Annotated in this window: 19 protein-coding genes and 1 riboswitch; of the genes, 15 read left to right on the top strand and 4 right to left on the bottom strand. The window is 71.9% G+C overall.

The genetic code is table 11. The annotated features are described in order from the left end of the window. Positions 1 to 14 precede the first annotated feature (14 nt). Together AC067Z_RS04535 and AC067Z_RS04540 are read right to left on the bottom strand one after the other, a co-directional pair. Entirely contained in the window at positions 15 to 3422 is a 3408-nt protein-coding gene (locus AC067Z_RS04535; protein WP_478787939.1) for a hypothetical protein, read from the bottom strand. Between the two features lie 184 nt (positions 3423 to 3606). Continuing rightward, positions 3607 to 4446, bottom strand: a complete 840-nt coding sequence (locus AC067Z_RS04540; protein WP_478787940.1) for a DUF4352 domain-containing protein — start codon at positions 4444 to 4446, stop codon at positions 3607 to 3609. Positions 4447 to 4675: 229 nt separating this feature from the next. On the opposite strand from AC067Z_RS04540, the gene AC067Z_RS04545 reads away from it, so the two are divergent. The 4 genes from AC067Z_RS04545 to AC067Z_RS04560 all read left to right on the top strand — a co-directional run bounded on the left by AC067Z_RS04545 (position 4676) and on the right by AC067Z_RS04560 (position 9868). After that, positions 4676 to 6724, top strand: coding sequence for an N-6 DNA methylase (locus AC067Z_RS04545; RefSeq protein WP_478787941.1), 2049 nt, complete (start codon positions 4676 to 4678; stop codon positions 6722 to 6724). A gap of 179 nt (positions 6725 to 6903) precedes the next feature. After that, entirely contained in the window at positions 6904 to 7563 is a 660-nt protein-coding gene (locus AC067Z_RS04550) for a hypothetical protein (RefSeq protein ID WP_478787942.1), read from the top strand. After that, on the top strand, positions 7560 to 9083 hold the full coding sequence (locus AC067Z_RS04555; RefSeq protein ID WP_478787943.1) for a serine/threonine-protein kinase: 1524 nt from the start codon (positions 7560 to 7562) through the stop codon (positions 9081 to 9083). The genes AC067Z_RS04550 and AC067Z_RS04555 overlap by 4 nt, the downstream gene beginning before the upstream one ends. Positions 9084 to 9118: 35 nt before the next feature. After that, complete coding sequence (locus AC067Z_RS04560; RefSeq protein WP_478787944.1) at positions 9119 to 9868, top strand: N-acetyltransferase; 750 nt, start codon at positions 9119 to 9121, stop codon at positions 9866 to 9868. A gap of 31 nt (positions 9869 to 9899) precedes the next feature. Here AC067Z_RS04560 and AC067Z_RS04565 read toward each other — a convergent pair whose 3' ends face one another. Both AC067Z_RS04565 and AC067Z_RS04570 read right to left on the bottom strand, forming a co-directional pair. Beyond that, positions 9900 to 10823, bottom strand: a complete 924-nt coding sequence (locus tag AC067Z_RS04565; protein WP_478787945.1) for a class I SAM-dependent methyltransferase — start codon at positions 10821 to 10823, stop codon at positions 9900 to 9902. A 71-nt stretch (positions 10824 to 10894) separates the two neighbouring features. Next, positions 10895 to 13339: a YfhO family protein gene (locus AC067Z_RS04570; RefSeq protein WP_478787946.1), complete on the bottom strand. Its 2445-nt coding sequence runs from the start codon at positions 13337 to 13339 to the stop codon at positions 10895 to 10897. Between the two features lie 124 nt (positions 13340 to 13463). On the opposite strand from AC067Z_RS04570, the gene AC067Z_RS04575 reads away from it, so the two are divergent. From AC067Z_RS04575 to AC067Z_RS04625, 11 genes are all read left to right on the top strand, one after another. Then, positions 13464 to 14438, top strand: coding sequence for a glycosyltransferase family 2 protein (locus tag AC067Z_RS04575; protein ID WP_478787947.1), 975 nt, complete (start codon positions 13464 to 13466; stop codon positions 14436 to 14438). Beyond that, positions 14435 to 14860, top strand: coding sequence for a GtrA family protein (locus AC067Z_RS04580; protein WP_478787948.1), 426 nt, complete (start codon positions 14435 to 14437; stop codon positions 14858 to 14860). The genes AC067Z_RS04575 and AC067Z_RS04580 overlap by 4 nt, the downstream gene beginning before the upstream one ends. Before the next feature lie 169 nt (positions 14861 to 15029). After that, positions 15030 to 15680 (top strand): SurA N-terminal domain-containing protein, encoded by a 651-nt coding sequence (locus AC067Z_RS04585; protein ID WP_478787949.1) that lies wholly within the window; start codon positions 15030 to 15032, stop codon positions 15678 to 15680. 19 nt (positions 15681 to 15699) lie between these two features. After that, positions 15700 to 16686 (top strand): nucleoside triphosphate pyrophosphohydrolase, encoded by a 987-nt coding sequence (locus AC067Z_RS04590; RefSeq protein ID WP_478787950.1) that lies wholly within the window; start codon positions 15700 to 15702, stop codon positions 16684 to 16686. Continuing rightward, positions 16683 to 17927 (top strand): cytochrome P450 family protein, encoded by a 1245-nt coding sequence (locus AC067Z_RS04595; protein ID WP_478787951.1) that lies wholly within the window; start codon positions 16683 to 16685, stop codon positions 17925 to 17927. Before AC067Z_RS04590 ends, AC067Z_RS04595 begins: the two co-directional genes overlap by 4 nt. Before the next feature lie 141 nt (positions 17928 to 18068). Continuing rightward, on the top strand, positions 18069 to 19013 hold the full coding sequence (locus AC067Z_RS04600; protein ID WP_478787952.1) for a transglycosylase family protein: 945 nt from the start codon (positions 18069 to 18071) through the stop codon (positions 19011 to 19013). A 270-nt stretch (positions 19014 to 19283) separates the two neighbouring features. Further along, positions 19284 to 19458, top strand: a riboswitch (cyclic di-AMP (ydaO/yuaA leader). A gap of 3 nt (positions 19459 to 19461) precedes the next feature. Further along, positions 19462 to 20124 carry a transglycosylase family protein gene (locus AC067Z_RS04605; protein WP_478787953.1) on the top strand — a complete coding sequence of 221 codons (663 nt, stop codon included), beginning with the start codon at positions 19462 to 19464 and terminating at the stop codon, positions 20122 to 20124. Between the two features lie 272 nt (positions 20125 to 20396). Next, positions 20397 to 21683: a phosphopyruvate hydratase gene (eno, locus tag AC067Z_RS04610; RefSeq protein WP_478787954.1), complete on the top strand. Its 1287-nt coding sequence runs from the start codon at positions 20397 to 20399 to the stop codon at positions 21681 to 21683. Positions 21684 to 21773: 90 nt separating this feature from the next. Further along, complete coding sequence (locus AC067Z_RS04615; protein ID WP_478787955.1) at positions 21774 to 22247, top strand: FtsB family cell division protein; 474 nt, start codon at positions 21774 to 21776, stop codon at positions 22245 to 22247. A gap of 30 nt (positions 22248 to 22277) precedes the next feature. Next, complete coding sequence (locus tag AC067Z_RS04620) at positions 22278 to 22814, top strand: DUF501 domain-containing protein (RefSeq protein ID WP_478787956.1); 537 nt, start codon at positions 22278 to 22280, stop codon at positions 22812 to 22814. Beyond that, the gene (locus AC067Z_RS04625) at positions 22811 to 23749 is read left to right on the top strand and encodes a Ppx/GppA phosphatase family protein (RefSeq protein ID WP_478787957.1); all 939 of its coding nucleotides are present in this window, start codon (positions 22811 to 22813) and stop codon (positions 23747 to 23749) included. The genes AC067Z_RS04620 and AC067Z_RS04625 overlap by 4 nt, the downstream gene beginning before the upstream one ends. Positions 23750 to 23759: the final 10 nt, after the last annotated feature.

Consider the following 23759-nt stretch of genomic DNA (forward strand, 5'->3'; position numbering starts at 1 on the left):
GCACTCCATGGCCGTCATTCGGTGTCCGTCATGGTCGTGTACGCCTCGTGCCGCACGTCGGGGTGAGCGTGCCTGCGCAGCAGGCGCAGCAGAGCCTGCCACTCCGGCGGCCAGTCGAGGCGTCTGCCCGTGCCGGTCACCAGCCCGGTCGCCAGCATTCCCGCGGCCATCCCGCCGTCGCGGGCGAGGTGCTCCGCGGCGGCGTGCATCGTCTCCGGCTTCTCCGGCAGCGGCTGGTGCACGAGCGAGACCCACAGCCGTCCCGCCACTCGTGAGGCGACTGTCGCCGCGCCGCCTTCGAGGGCGTCCGCCAGCTCCCGCAGCCGGCCCAGCAGTTCGGGCAGGTCCGCGGTGGGGACGACCAGCTGGTGGAGCAGGTCGGCGCGCTCGGATGCCAGCAGCGGTTCCTGTGCCAGCTGGTCCGCGACCGTCACCAGCAGCTCCCGCTGCTCGGCAGTCCTTCCCGACAGGGCGACCAGCGACCGCAGCCGCTGCAGGGCCGGCAGGTCCCGGTCCGGCAGCGCCTCGTTGTCCTCCTCGCCCGCGCGGACCACGGTCAGCAGCTCGGCCACCGCACCGTGGAACACGCTGCCCGGAGCCGCACCGCCCACAGGGTGGGCCGCTCCCGATTGCGCGAGGTCGCGCAACGCCCCGACGGCGTGGCGGGAATGGGCGCGGCTGCCGAGGTCGCAGGCCGTACGGGAGAGCCGGTTCGCCAGCCCGGGGGAGAAGCGGGCCCACGCGCCGACGGCGTGGTACGTCCCGTACGCCTCCAGCTCGTCGAGCCGCGCCAGGTTCGCGTCGTACGTGTCACCGACCAGCTCGGCGTACCGAGCACGGTGCGTCCCTGCCAGCTCCCAGGGCGTGAACCGCAAGATGGCCTCGCGGACCTGGGGCGTGCCGTCCCGTGCGGCGTCCTCGAGGATGCGCCATGCCTGAGGGGCGGCACCGAGCAGCGGGGGCAGCGCGGAGACGACGGCGGCCCGGACGTCCGGATGCCGGTCCGGCGCGTAGTAGGCCCGCTCCAGAAGCGCCGCAGTCTGCCGCGGCGGCAGAAAGCGTGCCGCGATCCGTACGGCCTCCTTGCGGGCTGTCACCTTCGCGTGCGTCTCACCGGTCAGCAACGGGTCCAGGTGCGCGGCGAGTTCGGACGGGGCGGTGAAGCGCGCGGCACGCGATGCCGCGTACACCGCGACACGTGCCCGGTCGTCGCCTGCCCGGGCCAGCAGCAGCGGCAGAGTCTCCTGCGGCCGGTCGGTCCACGGCATGGCGCCCAGCGCCGCCTCGGCGACGACCACGTCGGTGTCGTCCATGTGCTTCGTGGCCAGCGCGCGGCCGAGTACCGGCACCGGTGCGGCGGACCGGATCATGGCGGCCCGGTCGTCAAGCGGCAGGGAGCCGTCCTCGGCCGCCTGTCCGGCGAGCCGGGCCGCGGCCCGCTGCTGGCGGGGCAGCCAGCGGCCGCTGCAGGAGAGATCGGGGAGCGGCCTGCGGCTGCCGCGCACCAGGAAGCGGCCGTACGGCGGCTCCTCGCCGAGCACGGCGTCGAGCAGGTCGGTACGCCGCCGGGCAAGCACCCGCAGTACGGGCGGCAGGACGACGGCCGACGGCTCCAGGGCGATGATCCGGGCCACCCGCTCGTCGCGGGTGCCCGGTCGGTCCAGCCACAACTCGGCGGCCGTCCCGAACGCCTCGTCGTCCGCGTGCTCCAGTGCCCGTTCCAGCATGCTCTGGAGCGCGGGCATCCGGCGCGCACGCGGGCCGAAGGCGCGCGCGAGCCCGAACAGGAGCCGGTGGTCGGCCCGTTCGCAGGCCGCATCGAGCCACGGGCGCAGCGCCTCGAAGACGTGATGCTCCTGCCCCCGCCGCAGCACGCGGTGCAGCGGGCCGAACTCCGGGACGCCGACGCGGCCGACGATGCGCTCCAAAGTGCGCAACGCCCAGTCGCGCAGGGCGGTTTCACTGTCCGTGGCGTGCTCGACCAGCAGGCGTTCGGCGATCCGGCGGACGGCCGTACGGCTGTCCGCCGAACCGTCCCGTGCCTCCAGGGCGTCCTGGACGATCCGCTCCAGCGGGCCGGTGTCGTCGGCCGTGAAGCACCGCGGGGGCACTTCGGCGAGTGCGCCGAGTGCGGCTGCGCGCACCGGGTCCTGCTCATTGCGCAGGCGCCGCATCAGGGTCAGCAGGTCGGTGACGGCCTCCCGGCCCCCGTCCCGCCCGGCGCACGCCACCAGCAGGGGCCAGGCATAGGCGCGGTCGTCGGCGTCGGAGCGCTCCAGGGCGGAAAGCAGTTCGGGCCGCGCCTCGACGAAGGGGCCGTGCGCGAGGGTGTCCAGGTCGTCGATCCAACTCCAGCTCTGCCCGGTGGAATCGGCCACCGAACGCCGCACCTCGGCCCAGCGCCGCTCGCGGGGCAGCACGGAGAGGACACCCAGAGCCGGCTCGCCCCGCGTCCCACAGCGGGTGACCTCGTCCAGGAAGCCCGTCCGGCGGGCGGGCGGCATGGCCTTCAGCAGCGCCGCGAAGTGGCCCTCCCGGTGCAGCCAGTGGCGGCCGAGCACGAGCAGGGACGGCGGGTCGGCCCGTACGAGCCTGCGCAGCACGCCCGGTGGAAGCACGCGCTCATGGCGTGGCGGCTGACGGTCGGGGGAGACGATCCAGCGGACCGTGCGCTCCGCGTCCGCGGTGACGAGCGCGCCCAGTCCGTCGGCGAGGGCAGGCGGCAGCGCGTCGGGACCGTACCGCTCCAGCAACGTCAGCACCCGCTCGGGCCTCAGCGACGCGACGGCCGTGAGCATCGCCCCGTTGGTGCGCCACCAGGCTTCGCGCCGGAGCTGTCCGGAGAACTCGGCCAGCGTCCGTTCGGCCTGGTCGAGTACGGGGTCGGGATGCCGGCGGGCCAGGAGGCCCCATCCGTCGACGGCGTGGGCGAGTTCGGGCAGCAGCCGGTTCACGGTGGTGGCGGAACAGGCGGGCAGCACACGCGCGGCATCACCGTCACCCCACTCCTCGCGCAGCCGCACGACCAGGCGCTCCGCGAGAGCGGTACGCCCGCCGGCGGTCACCGTACGTGCGAGTCTGCGCCGCAGAACGGCGGACGCGTCCGCGTAGGCCGCCTCGATCGCCGCGTCGGGCACGGCGCGGGCCCCTGCCAGGACGCGGGCGGCCCGCAGCGCGTACCCGGCGACGACGTCGTCCGGGTCGGCGAGCCGCTCGGCGAGGAAGCCCGTCTCCCGCCCGGCGAACGCGGCCAGTGCCCCGAGCCGCCGCTCGTACGGCCCGAGCCGGTCCAACGCCTCCAGCAGCGAGAGCAGTTCGCCGCTGCCGACCGCCCGTGAGGCGGTACGGGCCGTGTGTGCGAGGCGCTCGGGGAAGGACAGCGGTTCGAGTGCGGAGAGCAGTTGCTCCGCGGTGATCGGCATCCGCCGATTGTGCCGCCCGTCATGTCCACCGGTCGAACGTTTATCCGGGAGGTCGGGAGGTCGGGAGGTCGGGAGGTCGGGGGGTCGGTCGGGCGGTCGGGCGGTTTTCGGACGACGGGGACCTGTGCGTCGGTCACGCCGAAAGGCCGCCCGTGGTCGGCGGCCTTCCTGTGCGATGCGCCGGTCAGAGGGTGAGGTCCCACTGGGAGGCGTTGTAGTCGAAGCCGGGGGTGACCTCGACCGTCAGCGTCTTCGCGTCGGCCGGAGCGTCGAAGGCGTACTGCACCGTGGCCTTCTTGCCGGGCAGGACGGTGCCACTGAAGCCCGCGCCGGACTTGTCGTCGAGGATCTGCTCGGCGGGCACGCCGTTCTCGCCGGCGGTCGCGTCCACGCTGAGCAGCGTCGCGTCGAACTTCTCCTTGCCGCCGTTGTCGACGGTGACCGTGACGACGTAGGACTTGTTGCCCTTGGTGTGGCCGGTGGCGAACTCGCCCGGCGTGTACGGGGCGGGCTCGGAGACCGTGATCTGGAGGTCGTCGTCGTAGAGGGCGCCGTCACCGGCCGCCAGCGCCTCGTCCGCCTTCGCCTCGGCGTCGTCCGCGGCCTTGCCGTCACCTGCCTTGTCGTCCCCGGCTCTGTCACCCGCGGGTTCCTTGCTCGCCGAGTTGCCGGAAACGGCCTTGTCTATCTCGTCGACCGCGTCGCCGACCGCCTTGAACGTGATCACTGCGCCGACCACCGAGAGGATCAGCGCCGCGAGGCCGAGCACCGCTCCGGTCGTGGTCACACCCTTGTTGTTCGCCTCGCCGCGCTTGACGCGGCCCCGGCCGGACAGGCCCAGGATGAGCGCGATCAGGCCGAGGATGCCGGCCAGCCAGAACAGCAGGGGGATCAGGCCGGAAACGGTGCCGATGATGCCCAGCACCAGGGCCGTCACGCCGAGGCCGTTGCGCATCGGGTGCGAGGGCTCGGCGGGCAGGCCGGGGGTGGCCGGTTCGTACGGCTGCTGGACGGAGTGCGACATGGGTGTCCTCCCGGACGTGGAAAAGGCAGGTCATGGAGTGTGGCTGGGGATGTTTCCCAGGCCCCTGCGTGCCGAGGTCAATAAGAGCAGAGCTTGTGAACCGAGTCAACACTGCTCACGCGTGAGAGGTCGGGTCGCGCTGTGAAGGGGTGTCTGCTGAACGCGCCGCTATGCTCAGGCCACAGCAGCGGGCCGGGAGTCTCGGTCCATACGAGGGGAGCCGGTCAGGGTGGCGGAGCAGACGAACGAGGTGACAGCTGCCGACATCGCACGGCTCGCGGGCGTGGGGCGCGCGGCGGTCAGCAATTGGCGCCGTCGCCACGCGGACTTCCCCAGGCCCGTCGGCGGGACGGAGACCAGCCCCTCCTTCCCCCTCGAAGACGTCGAACGGTGGCTGCGTGAGCAGGGCAAACTCGCCGAAGTGCCGCTCCGTGAAAAGGTCTGGCAGCAGATCGCGGGCCACCCGGCGGGCCCTGTCGCCGCCCTCGTCCAGGCCGGCTGTCTGCTGTTGCTCGTACGCGACCGGCCGACCGACTGGCCGCAGATGTCCGCCGTCTCCGACAGCCGCCTCGCCCAGGTACTGCCCGACGCGCTCGAAGCCGCGCTCGCCCATCGCTTCGGCCCGCGGCGGGACCGCGCGGTGAACACCCCCGACACGGCGGCACTGCGCCCTTCGATCGTCCTGCTGCGCGGCGCCGCCGAACTGGCCGCGGAACTGGGCGCGCCGCAGGCCTTCGAGTTCCTCGTCGGGCGGCACCTCGACGCCAACCCCCGTCAGTACACGCTCACTCCGCCCGGCCTCGCCGCGCTGATGGCCGCCGTCGCGGGCCCCGCCGACACCGTCCTCGACCCGGCGTCCGGTACCGGTGCCCTGCTGCGCGCCACGCAGCGGCCCACCGCCCTGTACGCACAGGAGGTGGACCCCGACCTGGCCGCGCTCACGGCGCTGCGGCTCGCCCTGAGCACGAACGCCGAGATCCGCTGCGCCGCCGGCGACGCCCTGCGGGCCGACGGCTTCCCCGAGCTCGCCGTGGACGCGGTGCTGTGCCACCCGCCCTTCAACGAGCGCAACTGGGGCCATGACGAACTCGCCTACGACCCCCGCTGGGAGTACGGCTTCCCCGCCCGTACCGAGTCGGAACTGGCGTGGGTCCAGCACGCGTTGGCCCGGCTGAGGCCGGGCGGCGCGGCCGTCCTCCTGATGCCCCCGGCCGCCGCCTCCCGACGCTCGGGCCGCCGTATCCGTGCCGGACTGCTGCGCCGCGGCGCGCTGCGGGCCGTCGTCGCGCTGCCGGCCGGAGCCGCGCCCCCGTACGGGATCCCGCTGCACCTGTGGGTCCTGCGCAAGCCCGTCGCCGGCCAGATGCCGGCGCCCGGACTGCTGCTGGTCGACACCACCGAGCTGGCAGGTGCGGGCGGCGGCCGGGACCGGCTGGACTGGCAGGCCGTGGAGAACGCCGTTCTGGAGGCATGGGGACCGTTCGACCGGAACGGCGCGGCGCAGGAACGCCCCGGTGTCAGCCGCGCAGTGCCCGTCATCGACCTGCTCGACGACGACGTGGACCTGGCCCCCGCCCGCCATCTGCCACCGCCCGCCGCAGGCGGCGGCACCGAGGAGCTGGCCCGCGTGCGGGAACGTCTGACCGACACCCTTCGGCAGACAGGTGAGCTGACCCCGCCGCCGGCCCGTCCCGCTCCGGCGGTGTCCTGGCCGCTCACCACCGTCGGCGAACTGGTGCGCGCCGGGGCGCTGGTGCTGCGCGCCGGCGGCGCGCATACGGGCGCCGGGCCGGACTCGGGGACCGCACCCGTCCTCACCGAACAGGACGTCCTCGCCGGAACCGCTCCGTCCGGCGGACTGCCGGAAGGGCTCGACGAGGAGCCCGTACGCGTGGAGGAGGGCGATGTCGTCGTGCCCGTGCTCGGCGGCGGGACCGTGGTCCGCGTCGTCGACCGCGAGACCGCCGGCGCGGCACTGGGCCGCAACCTCCAGGTACTGCACCCCGATCCGGCCGCCCTCGACCCCTGGTTCCTCGCCGGGTTCCTGCGCGGCACGGCCAACAACCGGCAGGCCAGCAGCTATGCCTCCACCGCGACCCGGCTGGACGTACGGCGGCTGCAGCTGCCCCGGATGCCGCTGGCCGACCAGCAGCGGTACGGGGAACGGTTCCGCACCCTGGCCGCCTTCGAGGACGCGTTGCGGCTGGCGGGGCGACTGGGGGAGCGGCTCGTGCAAGGGCTGTACGACGGGCTGACGGACGGCACGGTCGGGACGTGACTTCGGGCCCCGGCAGCCGGGCGGACCACTGCCGCGGAAGCGGAAGCCGACGGGTGTGATCGGTTCGACAACGGTTCCGTACAACCCCTGAGACGTTGTCGGTGTCGGTGTATACGCTCATCCCGAAACTTCGCGTTTCTCAGGGAAAACACCGCGTTCTCAGGTCTTCAGGAGCCCCTATGCATGGCCCCGGCTACGCGCCGCCGCAGCCCCCGCGCGAAACGTCCGCGTCGGTGATCGTGCTCCGGGTGCTCTTCGCGATCCTGCCGCTGTTCAGCTGCGGAATGCTCGCCTGGGGCACGATGCTGCGCCTCGCGCTGGTGACCAAGCGGCCGCGGGACTGGTGGCTGTTCGGGGCCAGCGCGTTCGCGTTCGTCGGCTGCTTCGGCCTGATCCTCACCGACCCCACCGAGGACCTTCGGCTGATGCGGTCGTCGGTGGCCATCGTCGTCATGCTCATCGTCGCGGTGCTGGTGATGGGTTACTACCTGTACGCGGAGACCAAGCACTTCGCGAGCCGTCCCGCCGCGGGCCACGGCCCCGCGGCCGCCGGGCAGTTCGGCTACGTCCCCCCGCATCTCGGACCCACTGCCGTCCCGGCCGGTCCGCGGACCTTCCCGTCCCCGCACGACCCCCAGCACTCGCAGCCCTCCCAGCCGTACCAGCAGACGATGCCCGCGCAGACCGCGCCGACGCCTCCCCCGCAGCAGCCCCCGACTCCGCCCCAGCCCTCGACTCCGCCCCCGTCGCAGTCCCGCCCCCAGCCCGCCCGCATCGACCAGGTCCGCGCCGAACTGGACGAACTCAGCGACCTCCTCCGCAAGCAGGAAGGCCGGTGAACGGACGTGTGATCGCCGGGCGGTACGAGCTGTCCGCGGTGATCGGCCAGGGCGGCATGGGCCAGGTGTGGACGGCCTACGACCAGCGCCTGGACCGCCGGGTCGCCGTCAAACTGCTGCGCCCCGACCACATGGCCCCCGCCACCGCGGCCGACGAGATGCGTCGCCGGTTCGTGCGCGAGTGCCGGGTGACCGCCCAGGTCTCCCACCCGGGCCTGGTCACCGTCCATGACGCGGGCGGCGACGTCGACGACCTGTACCTCGTCATGCAGTACGTCGAGGGCGCCGACCTCGCCGACCACCTCGCCGAACACGACCCCTACCCGTGGGAGTGGGCCGTCTCCGTCGCCGCCCAGCTGTGCGCGGTGCTCGCGGCCGTGCACGCCGTGCCGATCGTGCACCGCGACCTCAAGCCGCGGAACGTCATGGTGAAGCCCGACGGGACGGTCACCGTCCTCGACCTCGGTGTCGCCTCCGTCATCGACACCGACACCACCCGGCTCACGCACACCGGATCGCCCATAGGCAGCCCCGCCTACATGGCGCCCGAGCAGGCGATGGGCGGCGCGGTCGGCCCGTACACCGACCTCTACGCCCTCGGCGTCCTGCTGCACGAACTCCTCAGCGGGAACGTCCCCTTCGCGGGCTCCACCGCCCTCGGCGTCCTCCATCGCCACCTGTACGAGCCGCCGCTGCCCGTCCGCCAGCTGCGTCCCGAGGTCCCGGAAGCACTGGAAGCGCTGGTCCTGCGGCTGCTCGCCAAGGACCCGCAGCACCGGCCGTCCTGCGCACAAGAGGTCTACGAGGCGCTGGTGCCGCTGCTGCCCACGCGCGGCACGCCCGGCAGCCCGCTGGACCCCACGCGACCCTTCCTGCGCCCGCACGCCCCGTGGCCCGACAGGGCGGGAGTCCCGCCGGGGCCCGTCGCCCCGCCCGTGCAGCAGCCCGCCCGGCCCGACGTCGCCGCCGCCGTCGACGAGGTCAAGCGGCTGCTCGCCGAGGGCAGCATCACCCAGGCCGTCGACATCCTGGGCAACCTCCTCCCGGCCGCAGCCGCCGAGCACGGCGAGCACTCCCCGGTGGTGCGGATCCTGCGCAAGCAGTACGCGACGACTCTGATGGACGACGGCCAGTACCGCCGCGCCCTGCCGGAGCTCCGCCGCCTGGCCGACGACCGCACCGCCGAGGCGGGCCCGGCCGACCCCGGGACCCTGCAGTTCCGCTACGACATCGCCCAGTGCCTGGAGCAACTGGGCCGACCGGCCGCCGCGCTCGTGGAGTTGCGGGCGATCCTGCCGTACTACGAGACCTCCCGGGCCGCCGGTGAGGATGCGGGCCGTGCCTTCGACGTCCGCCACCGGATCGGCCACCTGCTGCTCGCGGTCGGCGACCACACGGCGGCCCAGCACCAGTTCCGGTCCCTGCTGTACGACGCGGAGCGCGTGTACGGGCCGTACCACCCGCTGCCGGCGGAGCTGCGGCGCGCACTGGAGCGACAGCAGCAGTTCCGTGCGCGCTGAGGTGACAGTCCTCCCCCGGGGCTTAATCTGCCGGGATGGAGTTGACCGTGACCACCCTCGAGGAACGGCCCGAACTGCTGGGCCCGATGTGGCAGATGGAGGACACCTGGGCGGAGTTCGTCACCAACGACCCTGTCGCCTGGGAGCACATAGGGCGGATCGTCACCGAGCTGCCGCAGTACGCACTCGTGGCGACCGATTCCGAAGGCCGGGTCGTGGCACGGGCGTTCAGTGTTCCCCTCGCGCTCCACGCCGACGCCCGCGGGGGTGAGCTGCCGGACGGCGGCTGGGACCAGGTGATGCTGTGGGCGTTCGCGGACATCCGGCACGGGCGCACGCCCGACGTCGTCAGCGCGATCGAGATCACGATCGCCAAGGACTGCCAGGGCAAGGGGCTGTCGGGCCGCATGCTGGCCGCGATGCGGGACAACGCCGGCCGGCTCGGCTTCACCGAGGTGATCGCCCCGGTGCGGCCCAGCGCCAAGAGCGCCGAACCGCTGGCGTCGATCCACGAATACGCGTACCGGACCCGGGACCACGACGGGCTGCCCCACGACCCGTGGCTGCGCGTCCATGTCCGTGCGGGTGGCACCGTCGAGAAGGTGGCGCCCGCTTCCATGACGGTCTCGGGGTCGCTTGCGCAGTGGCGGGCCTGGACGGGGCTGCCGTTCGACAGAACGGGCCCGGTCGAGGTCCCCGGCGCCCTGGTCCCGGTCCACTGCGAGGCCGAACGCGGTTACGCGGTCTACGTGGAGCCGAACGTGTGGGTGCGGCACCGGGTGTGAGTCGCGCCCCGGTGCCGCTGTGCAGGCAGAGTCACTCGGCCCGCAGATAGGCCGACGTCGACACCCGGCCGAGCAGCCGGAGCCGGGACGCGCCGTCGGCCAGGTGCTTGTCCAGGGCGTCCTGCACGCCCGGCCACTTCTTGTCGCCGTAGTCGTCGAGCACCACGATGCCGCCGGGGGCGACGATCTTCTCGACCCATTCCAGGTCGGCGCGCACGCCCTCCTCGGAGTGGTCGCCGTCCACGATGACCACCCCGTACTCGCGGTCGGAGACGGCGTCCTGCACGTCGGGGTCGTTGGAGAAGCCCTGCTCGATGCGTGCCTCGAGGCCCGAACGGCTTCCGCAGAGCGCCAGGTTGGCCCGCACGACGTCCTCGCGCACCGGTGCGCCGGTCGGGTCGGCGCCGTTCGGGGTTCCGGGCTGGAGCTGGGAGCCGACCAGCGGGTCGACGATCGTCAGGTCGGGCTCGATCCCGGCCCGGTGAACCATCCGCAGCAGGGCGGCGGCGAACAGCCCGTACAGCGTGCCGATCTCGAGGATGTTGCCGTTCGGCGGCGACAGCAGCGGGATGGTGGCGAGCTTTCCGCACACGTTGGACGTGGATCCGGCGAGCCGGCCGACGCCGAGCGCCTCCATCGCGACCACCGTGCGGTAGGCGACCACGACGCTGCGGCGGGCGTGCTTGTCGCCGTCGCTGACGCCCTGGATCTCCCGGACGAGGGTGTCGATCGCGCCCGGGGTCGGCGTGCGGTTGGTGCCCCTGCCCGTGCTGTCGACCAGCAGGCCGAGCGCGTACTGCCGGTTCCGCATCTCCTCGACCTCTCTTCTGAGGGAGTCGACGTCGGCCCGGAGGGGCTTGTTCATCCGTTCAACACCCCGCAGCACACGCTGTTCGACCAACGAGAAGGCGGGGCGCAGGGCGCGCTTCGTCAAGCGGTTGGGCAGAGAGGACATGCCCGGGAACGTACGCGTGAACAAAGCCGCCGCCCACCACGGGGCGATGCTGCTCAGGTGAAGTCTTGGTGTCAGCGCAGTGAAGGAGGTTCCGGTTCGAGGTCGCGCGCAGGTGGCACGGGTGCGGGCCCGGTCGCCGCCGTGTCCGCGGCCCGGCCGCCGTCCTCGCTCCGGCATCGCCGCGTCCCGGCTGCCACGGTCACTGCCAGCGCGAGCAGCCCACCCGCGCCGGTCGCCACCCCCGCCCTCAGGCCCGGCGGACGGAACGAGCAGGTGATGGTCGTGCGTGAGCCGTCCAGCGGCACGGCGACCAGCCCCAGATACGTGTCCGCCGGCCGCCCCTCGCAGGTCCAGCCCGCGATCCGCGGCACCGCGAGCACGGCCGTGCCCTTCGTGCCCGGCGGCAGCTCGGCCGTGACGCCGCTGTCCGAGACCTCGACTTTCACGGCCCCGGTCCGCTTCAGCCGGTCGACCGCATCCCGCAGCCGCGCCCGGTCCAGGCAGCCGATGTCCGCCTCCCGCGGGGGCGCGCCCTCGTACACGACGGGAATGCCCGGCCGGCCGGCCGTACCGAGCGGGGCGAGCGCGGCCCGCCGCTTGGGCAGGCCACCACGCAGCTCGACCGCCGGTCCGTCGCCGAGCCGGACGGCGCCGGTGTGGTCGGGTGCCCACAGGAAGACGTCGGTGCCCGCCGGACAGGTGTCCCCGACCGGGGGGACGTAGACCCGTGCCCCCAGCAGCAGCTCCTGGTTGCGGAACGGCGAGCCTCCGTAGCGGGGTTCGGGACCGGGCGGCCGTACCGTCACCAGCGGGGGCACCTCCTGGCGCAGCACCCGCGGCTGCGTGCCGGGTCCGGTCCGCAGCCGCGCGCCCACCGAGAACACGGCGTCCGTGACCGGGTTGTCGAGCGACTGCACGTTGCGTCCGTTGGACGTCCAGCCCGCGCCGAGCGCCGCCGACGTGCGGGTGAGTACGTCGGGTGTGTGACTGCTGTAGTACGCAGCGCCCTGACCGCCCACCAGGATCGGGTCGTTGCCGGTGAGCTGTTCGCGGCCGGGGTCGGTGCGGTATGCGGGCCAGCCGTCGGCGCCGGCGACGGCCGCCGCCCGCTCGCGGTGGGCGGTGCCCCAGGGCGGATAGTCGTCGAGACGGCCGGGTCTCTCCCGGTCGGCGTACGCGGTGGTCGCCGCGGCCTGGCCGGCGAGCGCGCCGACCAGCAGCACGGCCGCCACCATCGGTCGCCGGCCGCGGGCGGTGAGCATCAGGGCGCCCAGCACCGCGGCCAGCCCCAGGGCGAACAGCGGATACGTCCAGCCGGTGACCAGCGCGCTGGGAGCCGCGCCGAGTGCGATCGCGACGACGACCGAGCCGCCGCCGAGCACGGCCCGCCGTTCCGGCCAGCCGTGGGCCAGACAGGTCCACGCGGTGATCACCACGATCCCGGCGAGGACGAAGGTCTGGCGGTACGGGCTCCCGTTGGGAGTGGCGAAGACATGCCACACCAGATGCGTGGGCCCCCACTGGAGCGAGAGGGCGACCGCGACCGTCAGCCCGGTCCACGCCCAGCGCTCCCGAACCGGCACCGCCCGGTTGAAGGCGAGGGCCCCGGCCAGCAGCAGTGCACCGCCGCCGATGAAGACGGCGGGCGTGAAGAAGCTGTACGTCGCCGGCAGCGCCCTGGCGAGCACATCGCTCCAGCCGGCCGGCGCGAACTCCCTCGTCCATCCCGGATAGGCGTGCCGGGAGCCGAGGAACACGGGGACGAGGACGGGGGTGGCGAGCGAGATGCCCAGCAGCACGGTCCACGAAGCCCGTGCCACGACCCGTATCCGGGCCCGTGCCCGCGGCTCCTCGGTCAGCAGCCGCAGGACGAGCACCAGCGCCGCGCCGATGGTCGCCATATAGGCGGTGTAGAAGTTGGCGGTCCACGCGAGCGCCACGATCAGCGGTCCCAGCAGCGGCCGCCGCCCCGTGCGCACCCACTCGCCGACCAGGCACAGCAGCGGGAAGGCGATCAGTCCGTCCAGCCACATCGGGTTGTACGAGGCCTCCATGACCGACCAGCCGCACAGGGCGTACGAAGCCCCGAGGACCCCGGCCATCCAGCGCCGGCCGCTGCCCCGGTGCAGTGCGGTGAGCAGCCACGTCATGGCGGCCGCGGCCGCGGCGGTCTTCAGCAGCGTCACGACGTACACGGCGAGGTCGATGCCGTCCCGCGGGAAGAGGCCGACGAGCAGGGTGAGCGGGCTCGTCAGATAGGTCCCGAGGTCGGGCAGGAAGCTCGTGCCGTATCCGGACTGCCAGTTGAGGAACAGCCCGCCGTCGGCGCGCCCGTGCAGCAGGTCCCACAGGTGGGCGTGGAACGGGACGAACTGGTTGCCGAGGTCGTTCACGCTGCGGGTGCGCGGCCCGAAGGGGAACGTGCGGGCGACGGCGTCACCCGTGCACAGGGCCGTGACGGTGATCAGCGCGGCGAAAGCGGCGGCACGGCCACGCGCGGAGGGCGGTTTCCACATGATGAACCGAATATGCCAGCGTAGATCGTGAAAACGTGCGGCATACGGGCCAGTTCACCCGATGGTCGCCTGGAGGTCACGTGGAAAACGGAGGGGCGCCATTCGGGCGGGTTGTTGTTCTCCCGTGCTGATCTCGATAGTTGTTCCGTGCTTCAACGAAGAGGAGATCATCGGCCGCTTCCACGACCATGTGACCGCAGAACTCGCCCTGCTGGAGCAGGAATTCGAGCTGGTCTACGTGGACGACGGAAGCCAGGACCGGACGCTCCCTCTTCTCCAGGAGATCGCCGAGGCCGACTCCCGTACGCGTTACGTCTCCTTCAGTCGCAATTTCGGCAAGGAGGCGGCGATGCTCGCCGGCCTCCAGCATGCCGGGGGCGACGCGGTCGTCATCATGGACGCCGATCTGCAGCACCCGCCGGAGCTGGTGCGCCGCATGCTCGCGCTCTACGACGAGGGCTTCGACCAGGTCATCGCCAAGCGCACCCGCAAGGGCGACCGGGTGACCCGTACCCTCACCGCCCGCGCCTACTACTGGCTGATAAACCGGCTCGTCGACGTCGAGCTCGTCGACGGTGTGGGCGACTTCCGGCTGCTGTCGCGGCGCACGGTCGACGCGATCCTGGAGCTGACCGAGTACAACCGGTTCTCCAAGGGGATCTTCGCCTGGGTCGGATTCCGCACGACGACCTTCGAGTACGAGAACGCGGTGCGTGAGCAGGGACGCTCCAAATGGAGCTTCGGGAAGCTGCTCAATTACGGCCTGGACGGACTGCTGTCCTTCAACAACAAGCCGCTGCGGGCCGCGATCTATCTGGGAATGCTGCTGCTCGCCGTGGCCATGGTCTACGCAGGCTGGATCGTCGGCGTCGCCCTGGTGAACGGCGTGGACACCCCCGGGTATGTCACCCTACTCGTGGCGGTCATCGCGCTCTCCGGCGTACAGATGCTGATGCTGGGAGTGGTCGGCGAGTACGTCGGCCGCATCTACTACGAGGTGAAGCGGCGACCGCACTTCCTGGTGAAGGCGACCAACGCCGGCCTTCCCGGACAGGACGACCGGCGGAACAGGCGCGCGGGGGAACTGGTAGGACGATGACGGTACGGGGCCAGATGGTCAGGTTCGCCCTGGTGGGAGTGGTGAACACCGGGACCTACTACGGCCTGTACCTGGCCCTGCTGACCTGGCTGCCCTATGTGGCGGCCCATGTGGTCGCCTTCCTGCTGAGCATGGTCGGGTCGTTCTTCCTGACCTCGTACTTCACCTACCGCACGCGTCCCACCTGGCGGAAGTTCCTGCTGTTCCCGCTGACCAACGCGGCGAACTTCGTGGTCACGACGAGCGGGGTGTACCTGCTGGTGGACGTGCTGCACCTGAGCAGCACGTACGCGCCGCTGATCGCCGCCGCGGCGGCGATCCCGATCACGTTCGTCGTCTCCCGCACGATCATGCTCCGCCCCGACCGCACCCCCGGCGCCCCCATCCCGGCGCCCGAGCCGGAACGCACTCCGGCGGCCTGACCGGCCGTGGTTCCGCGGGCGGCCTGCGCCGGCCGTCGGGAATGCCGAGCCCCGCACCCGAACCGCCTGCCGAATCGTTTGGCGAATCAGTGGCCCACACCACTCCGACTGCCTAACATCGATCACCGCAGGGTCTTGTGCACCGAAGCACAATCACCGGGAGGCTCCTTTGCACCGCCGCCGTCGCACCGCGCTCGCCGTCTCCGCCGCGCTCATCGCCGCCGCGCCCCTCCTCGCCGCCTGCGGCAACGAGGCACGCCCCGGCGCCGCCGCCGTCGTCGGCGGGCAGCGGATCGAGGTGTCCACCGTCCAGGCGCAGGTCGCGGACGTGCGCGACGCGCAGGAGGCCTCCCCGCAGTCGGCGCAGCTCATCAAGGACTCCGGCCAGCTCGGCCGCGCCAAGCTGTACGACCTCATCGTCGACAAGGTCGTCGAGCGCGCCGCCGCCGACGCCGGGGTGAAGGCCAGCCGCAAGGAGATCCAGGACGCCAGGGCCGTGCTCGTCGAGCAGTCCGGCGGCCGGCAGCAGATGGCCGCCATGTATCTGCAGCAGCGCGGTGTCGCCCCCGACCAGCTCGACGGCGTCGTGCGCCGTGACGTGCTCGTCGGCAAGATCGCCGCCGCCCTCGGAGCGACGAACAGTCCCGAGGGCCAGCAGAAGCTGAACCGGGCGTTCACCACCGCCGCGAAGGCGCTGCGCATCGACGTGAACCCGCGCTACGGCGCCTGGGACGACGCCAAGCTGGAGCTCGGCGCCTACAAGGCCCCCTGGATCACCCAGGTGACGAAGGAGTCGGAGCCCGTCGAGACCGGTGCGTGAGCCGGGGTAGGTTCGACGGGTGAACGAACCTGTCGAAGCCGGACGCATCGTCCTGCTCACCGCCAGCCACCGCGTGGCGCCCGGACTCCTGTCCTGGCCGGCGTGGCAGACCCTGCACGCCGCGGACCGGGTGCTGTGCGCCGACGCGGCGCACCCCCAGCTGCCGTATCTGCGCGAGGCGGGGATCGACGTGGAGCACTCCGCGCCGACCGCCGAGGAGGTCGTCGACGCCTGCGCGGGAGGCCGGACCGTGGTCGTCCTCACCTCCGGCAGCGGCGAGCAGCCCCTGACCGACGGCCTGGCCCGCCTCGGCGGCTCGGGTCGCCTGCGGATGCCGGACCTGGAGCTGCTCCCCGGCTCGTACGACCTGCCCGGGGCGCGGCTGCTCGACCTCGTCGAGGTCATGGACCGCATCCGCCGCGAATGCCCCTGGTCCTCGCAGCAGACGCACAAGGGGCTTGCCAAGTACGGCATCGAGGAGGCGTACGAACTCGTCGAGGCCATCGAGGACGGCGACCGTGACGAGCTGCGCGAGGAGCTCGGCGACGTGCTCCTCCAGGTCGTGTTCCATGCGCGTATCGCGGAGGAGGACGCCGACGGGCCGTTCTCCGTCGACGACGTGGCGGCCACGATCGTCGAGAAGCTGATCCACCGCCATCCGCACGTCTTCGGCGACGAGACCGCCGAGACACCGGAGGACGTCAAGGCGCACTGGCTGCGCACCAAGGCGATCGAGAAGCAGCGCGACTCGGTGACCGACGGCGTCCCGCTCGGCCAGCCCGGTCTCGCGCTCGCGGCCAAGCTGGCGTCCCGTGTGCGCACGGCAGGCCTGCGGGTGGACCTGCCCGCCGGGGAGGACATCGGTTACGAGCTCCTGGCCCTCGCCGTACGGGCGGAGGCGGGCGGCGTCGACCCGGAGGCCGCGCTGCGGGCGGCGGCCCGTGCGTACCGTGACGCGATCCGCGCGACGGAGGGACCGGGCGCCCCGGATACCGTCGAGGGGTGAACGACCCGAACACCGCGCCCGAACTCTTCACCTGGGAGTTCGCCACCGACCCCTATCCCGCCTACGCCTGGCTGCGCGAGCACTCGCCCGTGCACCGGACCACGCTCCCGAGCGGGGTCGATGCATGGCTGGTGACCCGGTACGCGGACGCGCGGGAGGCGCTCGCCGACCAGCGGCTGTCCAAGAATCCCGCGCATCACGACGAGCCCGCGCACGCCAAGGGCAAGACGGGCATCCCCGGTGAGCGCAAGGCCGAGCTGATGACGCATCTGCTCAACATCGACCCGCCGGACCACACCCGGCTGCGGCGGCTCGTGTCCAAGGCGTTCACCCCGCGCCGCGTCGCCGAGTTCGCTCCGCGGGTGCAGGAGCTGACGGACCGGCTCATCGACGGCTTCGTGGAGAAGGGGGAGGCGGACCTCATCCACGAGTTCGCGTTCCCGCTCCCCATCTACGCGATCTGCGACATGCTCGGCGTCCCGCGCGAGGACCAGGACGACTTCCGCGACTGGGCGGGGATGATGATCCGTCACGGCGGCGGGCCGCGCGGCGGGGTCGCCCGGTCCGTGAAGAAGATGCGGGGATATCTCGCCGAACTGATCCATCGCAAGCGCGAGGAGCCGGGGGACGACCTCATCTCCGGGCTCATCAAGGCGTCCGACCACGGCGAGCACCTCACCGAGAACGAGGCCGCCGCGATGGCGTTCATCCTTCTCTTCGCCGGCTTCGAGACGACCGTGAACCTCATCGGCAACGGCGTCTACGCGCTGCTGCGCAACCCCGCACAGCGCGAGCGGCTGCAGGCTTCGCTCGCCGCCGGCGAGAGCGCGCTGCTGGAGACCGGGGTCGAGGAACTGCTGCGCTACGACGGGCCCGTCGAGCTCGCGACCTGGCGGTTCGCGACCGAGGAGCTGACGGTCGGCGGGCAGCGGATCGCCGCGGGAGATCCCGTACTCGTCGTGCTCGCCGCCGCGGACCGCGACCCGGAGCGCTTCGGCGAACCGGACACTCTCGACCTCGCCCGGCGCGACAACCAGCATCTGGGCTACGGCCACGGCATCCACTACTGCCTCGGCGCGCCGCTCGCCCGGCTCGAAGGACAGACCGCGCTCGCGACCCTGCTCAGGAGAATGCCCGACTTGCGGCTTGCGGGCGATCCAGCCGATTTGCGGTGGCGTGGGGGTCTCATCATGCGCGGATTGCGCACTCTGCCCGTTGAGTTCACACCCGCCAAAATCTGACGGTGGATCAAGTTCGTGACTTTCACGTGATCTCCGCTGCATCGACTTGTGACTCACGTTCGAATGCGGCTACGTTCACCGTCGACTCGGCAGGCGTCAGCAGGCCGCTCAGTCCTCAGTAGTCACGCGAAAGGCATTCTCATGCGCTCCGGGAACGGACGGCACCGCCGACCCCGTCAGGCTCCGGCCATCGTCGTCGCGGCAGGGGTGACCGGCTCGGCCATCGCGATCCCGCTCCTCGGCGCGGGTTCCGCTTCCGCCGCGGACTCCGCCGCCTGGGACCGTGTCGCCGAGTGCGAGACCGGTGGCGCATGGAGCGCCGACTTCGGTAACGGCTACTACGGCGGACTGCAGTTCGCGCAGGAGACCTGGGAGGAATTCGGCGGCACCTCGTACGCGGTGAGCGCCGATCTCGCGAGCCGTTCGCAGCAGATCGCCGTCGCGGAGAAGGTGCTCGAGGCGCAGGGGCCGGAGGCGTGGCCCGGCTGCGCGACGATCGCGGGCCTGACGGACGACGGCGCCGACACCGGCGTGGACCCCGGCATGGAGCCGGGCGACCTGCTGCTGCCCGAGTCCGGCGCGAGCGCCGCACCGTCCGCCGGGGAGGGCGCGGAGGACTCCGCGTCCGGGTCCGACACGTCGCGGCCCTCCGGGTCGGCCGACTCCTCCGGGGACGACGGCTCGCAGCCGAGGGACGCCGACGCGTCGGCATCCCCGGACACATCTGATGAACCGGCTGAATCGGGCACTCCGGACAACAGCGAGGAAACCGCTCCCGCGGACGGCAGCGGCAAGCATCGTGGCGAGGCCGCCAAGGACGAGAGCGAAGCGGGCAATTCGGACGAGGGTCGCGAAAGCGGTCGTCATGCCTCACGGGGTGACGCATCGGTACGCGACGGGGCGGCGGAGGCCGGGGACGGCAGCTACACCGTCCAGCCCGGCGACAACCTGTGGGGCATCGCGGACGAGCGCGAGCTGCCGGGAGGCTGGACCGCCCTCTACGAGGCGAACCAGGAGACCGTCGGGGACGACCCCGACCTCATCGTCCCCGGTCAGAGTCTCGATCTCGGCCTGAATCAGCCGTAGTTCACGCGGTGGTTCGCGGTCGTTTGTCCGTTCTGTTCCAGTGAGACAAGGGTCTCTTTGCGGCAACTAACAGGTTTCAGCCAGCAAATTCGGCCAAGACGGTCACGACCTGCGTAAACGCCCCTGATTGCCGGGGCGGATTGGGCGATTTCTCCCCGATGTTCAGCTTTGAACATCGGGGAGCCGTGTGTTTACGGTCGGAACCGCTCGCCACCGCGGGCACCGTCGACCGTCACGCCGAATCCTGCCGTCGGTCGGGGGGAACACTCGTCGCTCAGTGCGCCGAAGGCAGGAGCGGGGGACCCAAGGTAAGCGCCGGTCCCGGTCGTTGAAGGTGAGCGACCGAGGAACGGCTCGGGGTGAAGCCATGCGCCAGACGCGTGGCCGGGCAACTCACATGGCCCGAACCCGACAGCTCACCTCGTAGGCGTCGGTGAGGAGAAGCTCCATGCTGCGTTCCAGCAAGGCCAAGCACCGCCGCGCGTCAAGGGCCGTCCGTATCGCCACGCTCGCCGGCGTCACCGGTGCCGCCATCGCCGCCCCCATGCTCGCCGCCACCTCCGCCTCCGCCGCCACCACCTCCGAGTGGGACTCGGTCGCGCAGTGCGAGTCCGGCGGCAACTGGTCCATCAACACCGGCAACGGCTACTACGGCGGCCTGCAGTTCTCCGCCTCCACCTGGGCCGCGTACGGCGGCACCGCGTACGCCGCGTCCGCCGACCAGGCCTCCAAGTCCCAGCAGATAGCCGTCGCCGAGAAGGTCCTCGCCGGCCAGGGCAAGGGTGCCTGGCCGAGCTGCGGCGTCGGCCTGTCCAACGCCGCCAACGACGCCGCTCCGGCCCAGCCTGCGCAGCCGAAGCGCGCCGAGGCCCCGACCACGCGCTCCGAGCGCGCCGAGGCCCCGGCCAAGAAGGCCGCCAAGCCCGCCGCCAAGGCCAAGTCCTTCAAGAAGGGCGACGGCGAGTACAAGGTCAAGGCCGGCGACACCCTGAGCAGCATCGCCACGGCCGAGAAGGTCAAGGGCGGCTGGGAGAAGCTGTTCGAGCTGAACAAGAACATCGTCGAGGACGCCGATGTGATCCACCCGGGCCAGCAGCTCCACCTGCGCTGACCCGCCTCCTGTCCGCGCTCCGCAGCGCGGACAGGACCCCCGAGCACCCCGGTCCGGCCCGCGTTCCCCCGTGCGCGCCGGGCCGGGGTTTCGGCGTTCAAGGCGTTACCTACGAGTAGCTTCCGGGTGTTTTGTCCCCCGCGCTCAGTGTTCACGCCCTTTTTCGTCCCACGGGGCGGGCATCGGCCGGCCTTTGCCCCCGAGGCGGTTAGGCTCTTGGCGCAAGGCCAAGCAGACCTCTGCACTTTTCTCGCGTCACATCCCAGAAGGAGATGCTCGTGCCGTCCATCGACGTCGTCGTAGCCCGGGAAATCCTGGACTCCCGAGGCAACCCCACGGTCGAGGTCGAGGTTGGCCTCGACGACGGCAGCACGGGTCGTGCTGCAGTTCCGTCCGGCGCCTCCACCGGTGCGTTCGAGGCCCTCGAGCTCCGCGACGGTGACCAGAACCGCTACCTCGGCAAGGGCGTGGAGAAGGCCGTCCTCGCCGTCATCGAGCAGATCGGCCCGGAGCTCGTCGGCTACGACGCCACCGAGCAGCGCCTGATCGACCAGGCGATGTTCGACCTGGACGCCACGCCCGACAAGTCCTCGCTCGGCGCCAACGCCATCCTCGGCGTCTCCCTCGCCGTCGCGCACGCCGCCTCCGAGGCCTCCGACCTGCCGCTCTTCCGCTACCTCGGCGGCCCGAACGCGCACCTGCTGCCCGTTCCGATGATGAACATCCTGAACGGCGGCTCGCACGCCGACTCCAACGTGGACATCCAGGAGTTCATGATCGCGCCGATCGGCGCGGAGTCCTTCTCCGAGGCCCTGCGCTGGGGCGCCGAGGTCTACCACACCCTCAAGAAGGTGCTGAAGCAGAAGGGCCTGTCCACCGGTCTCGGCGACGAGGGCGGCTTCGCGCCGAACCTCGACTCCAACCGCGCCGCCCTGGACCTCATCCTCGAGGCCATCAAGGAGGCCGGCTACGCCCCCGGCAAGGACATCGCGCTGGCGCTCGACGTCGCCGCGTCCGAGTTCTACAAGGACGGCTCGTACGAGTTCGAGGGCAAGTCCCGCTCGGCCGCCGAGATGACCGAGTACTACGCGGAGCTCGTCGACGCCTACCCGCTGGTCTCCATCGAGGACCCGCTGTTCGAGGACGACTGGGCCGGCTGGCAGACCATCACCGAGAAGCTCGGCACCAAGGTGCAGCTCGTCGGCGACGACCTGTTCGTCACCAACCCCGAGCGTCTGGCCCGCGGCATCGAGGACGGCGCCGCCAACGCCCTGCTCGTCAAGGTCAACCAGATCGGTTCGCTGACCGAGACCCTGGACGCCGTCGAGCTGGCCCAGCGCAACGGCTTCAAGTGCATGATGTCCCACCGCTCCGGTGAGACCGAGGACGTCACCATCGCCGACCTGGCCGTCGCCACCAACTGCGGCCAGATCAAGACCGGTGCCCCGGCCCGCTCCGAGCGCGTCGCCAAGTACAACCAGCTGCTGCGCATCGAGGAGATCCTCGACGACGCGGCGGTGTACGCGGGCCGCTCCGCCTTCCCGCGCTTCAAGGGCTGATCACGGGCTGACGCCCTGTCGTCCCTACGTCCCCGGCCTCGGTCCCGTACCGTGTCCGGGGACGTAGGCGTGTGAAGGGGAGGCGAGACCATGGCGCGCAGGCCGGACGCGGACCGGTTCTCCACCGCGACCCGGCTGCGGCTGCTCGGTGAGCAGACCGCTGCCCGGGTCTACCGCTCCCAGAACCGCCGCCAGGCCCGCCGCTCCCGGCTCACCGGCCGGGCGGCCTTCCTGGCACTGGTCGTCTGCTCCCTGGTCGTCGCCCTCGCCTACCCGATGCGGCAGTACGTCTCCCAGCGCGCGGACATCGCCGAGCAGGAACGCCTCACGCGCGAGGCCCGGGCGCAGGTCGAGCAGCTCCGGGACGAGAAGGCGCGGCTCCAGGACGACATGTACATCCGCCGGCTGGCCCGTGAGCATCTGCACTACGTGGTCCCGGGCGAGACCGGTTACACGGTGATCGACCCCGAGGCCGTGCAGGAACGCCGCGAGGACGACGGCGCCGCCGACCGGCCCTGGTACTCGAACGTGTGGAACGGCGTGGACAACGCCGACCGCAAGTAGACCCATCGCACAGCACTGAACTAGGCAGGCATGGAAACCCCTCCTCCCACCACCGAGCACACCGAGCCGACCGACGCGGACATCGCCGCGTTCAAGGAGCAGCTCGGCCGGCCCCCGCGCGGGCTGCGCGCGATCGCGCACCGCTGCCCGTGCGGACAGCCCGATGTCGTCGAGACGGCACCGCGGTTGCCGGACGGTACGCCGTTCCCGACGCTGTACTACCTGAGCTGCCCGCGTGCCGCGTCCGCGATCGGCACGCTGGAGGCGAACGGCGTCATGAAGGAGATGACCGAGCGCCTGGCCACCGACCCGGAGCTCGCCGCCGCCTACCGCGCCGCGCACGAGGACTACATCGCCCGCCGTGACGCGATCGAGGTTCTCCAGGGCTTCCCCAGCGCGGGCGGCATGCCCGACCGGGTCAAGTGCCTGCACGTCCTGGTCGGCCACTCGCTCGCGGCCGGCCCCGGGGTGAACCCGCTCGGCGACGAGGCGATCGCCATGCTGCCCGAGTGGTGGCGCAAGGGCCCGTGCGTGACCGGCTGCCTCACCGAGGGGGAAGAGGCGTGACCCGCGTCGCCGCCATCGACTGCGGCACCAACTCCATCCGGCTGCTCGTCGCCGATGTCGACCCGGAGTCGGGCCGGCTGACCGACCTCGACCGACGCATGATCATCGTGCGGCTCGGCCAGGGTGTCGACCGCACCGGTCGCCTCGCCCCCGAGGCGCTGGAGCGCACGTTCGCGGCCTGCCGCGAGTACGCCGCCGTGATCAAGGAGCTGGGCGCGGAGACCGTCCGCTTCGTCGCCACCTCGGCATCCCGCGACGCCGAGAACCGCGACGAGTTCGTCCGGGGCGTCCTCGACATCCTCGGTGTGGAACCGGAGGTCATCACCGGCGACCAGGAGGCCGAGTTCTCCTTCACCGGTGCCACGAAGTCGCTGGCCGGGCGCACCGACCTGGCCACGCCGTATCTCGTCGTCGACATCGGCGGCGGCTCGACCGAGTTCGTCGTGGGCGAGGAGCACTCCCGCGCCGCCTGCTCCGTCGACGTCGGCTGCGTCCGGTTGACCGAGCGTCATGCGCCGAGCAGCCCGGCGACGCCGGAGCAGATCGCGGCGATCCGCGCCGACATCGAGTCGGCGCTCGACGTCGTCGCCGAGACCGTGCCGATCGGCGAGGCCCGCACCCTTGTCGGCCTCGCCGGCTCGGTGACCACGGTCGCGGGCATCGCGCTCGGCCTGGACACCTACGACTCCGAGGCCATCCACCACTCGCGGATCTCCTACGAGCAGGTGGAGGAGGTCACCACGATGCTGCTGAACTCGACGCACGACGAGCGCGCGGCGATCGGTGTGATGCACCCCGGCCGGGTCGACGTCATCGCGGCCGGGGCGCTCGTCCTGCTCACGATCATGCAGCGCATCGACGCCCGCGAGGTCGTCGTCAGCGAGCACGACATCCTCGACGGCATCGCTTACAAGGCGGCCGAGGGCTGGTTCTGAGCGGTCCCGC

The sequence above is a fragment of the Streptomyces sp. NPDC043812 genome (genome assembly GCF_056436245.1).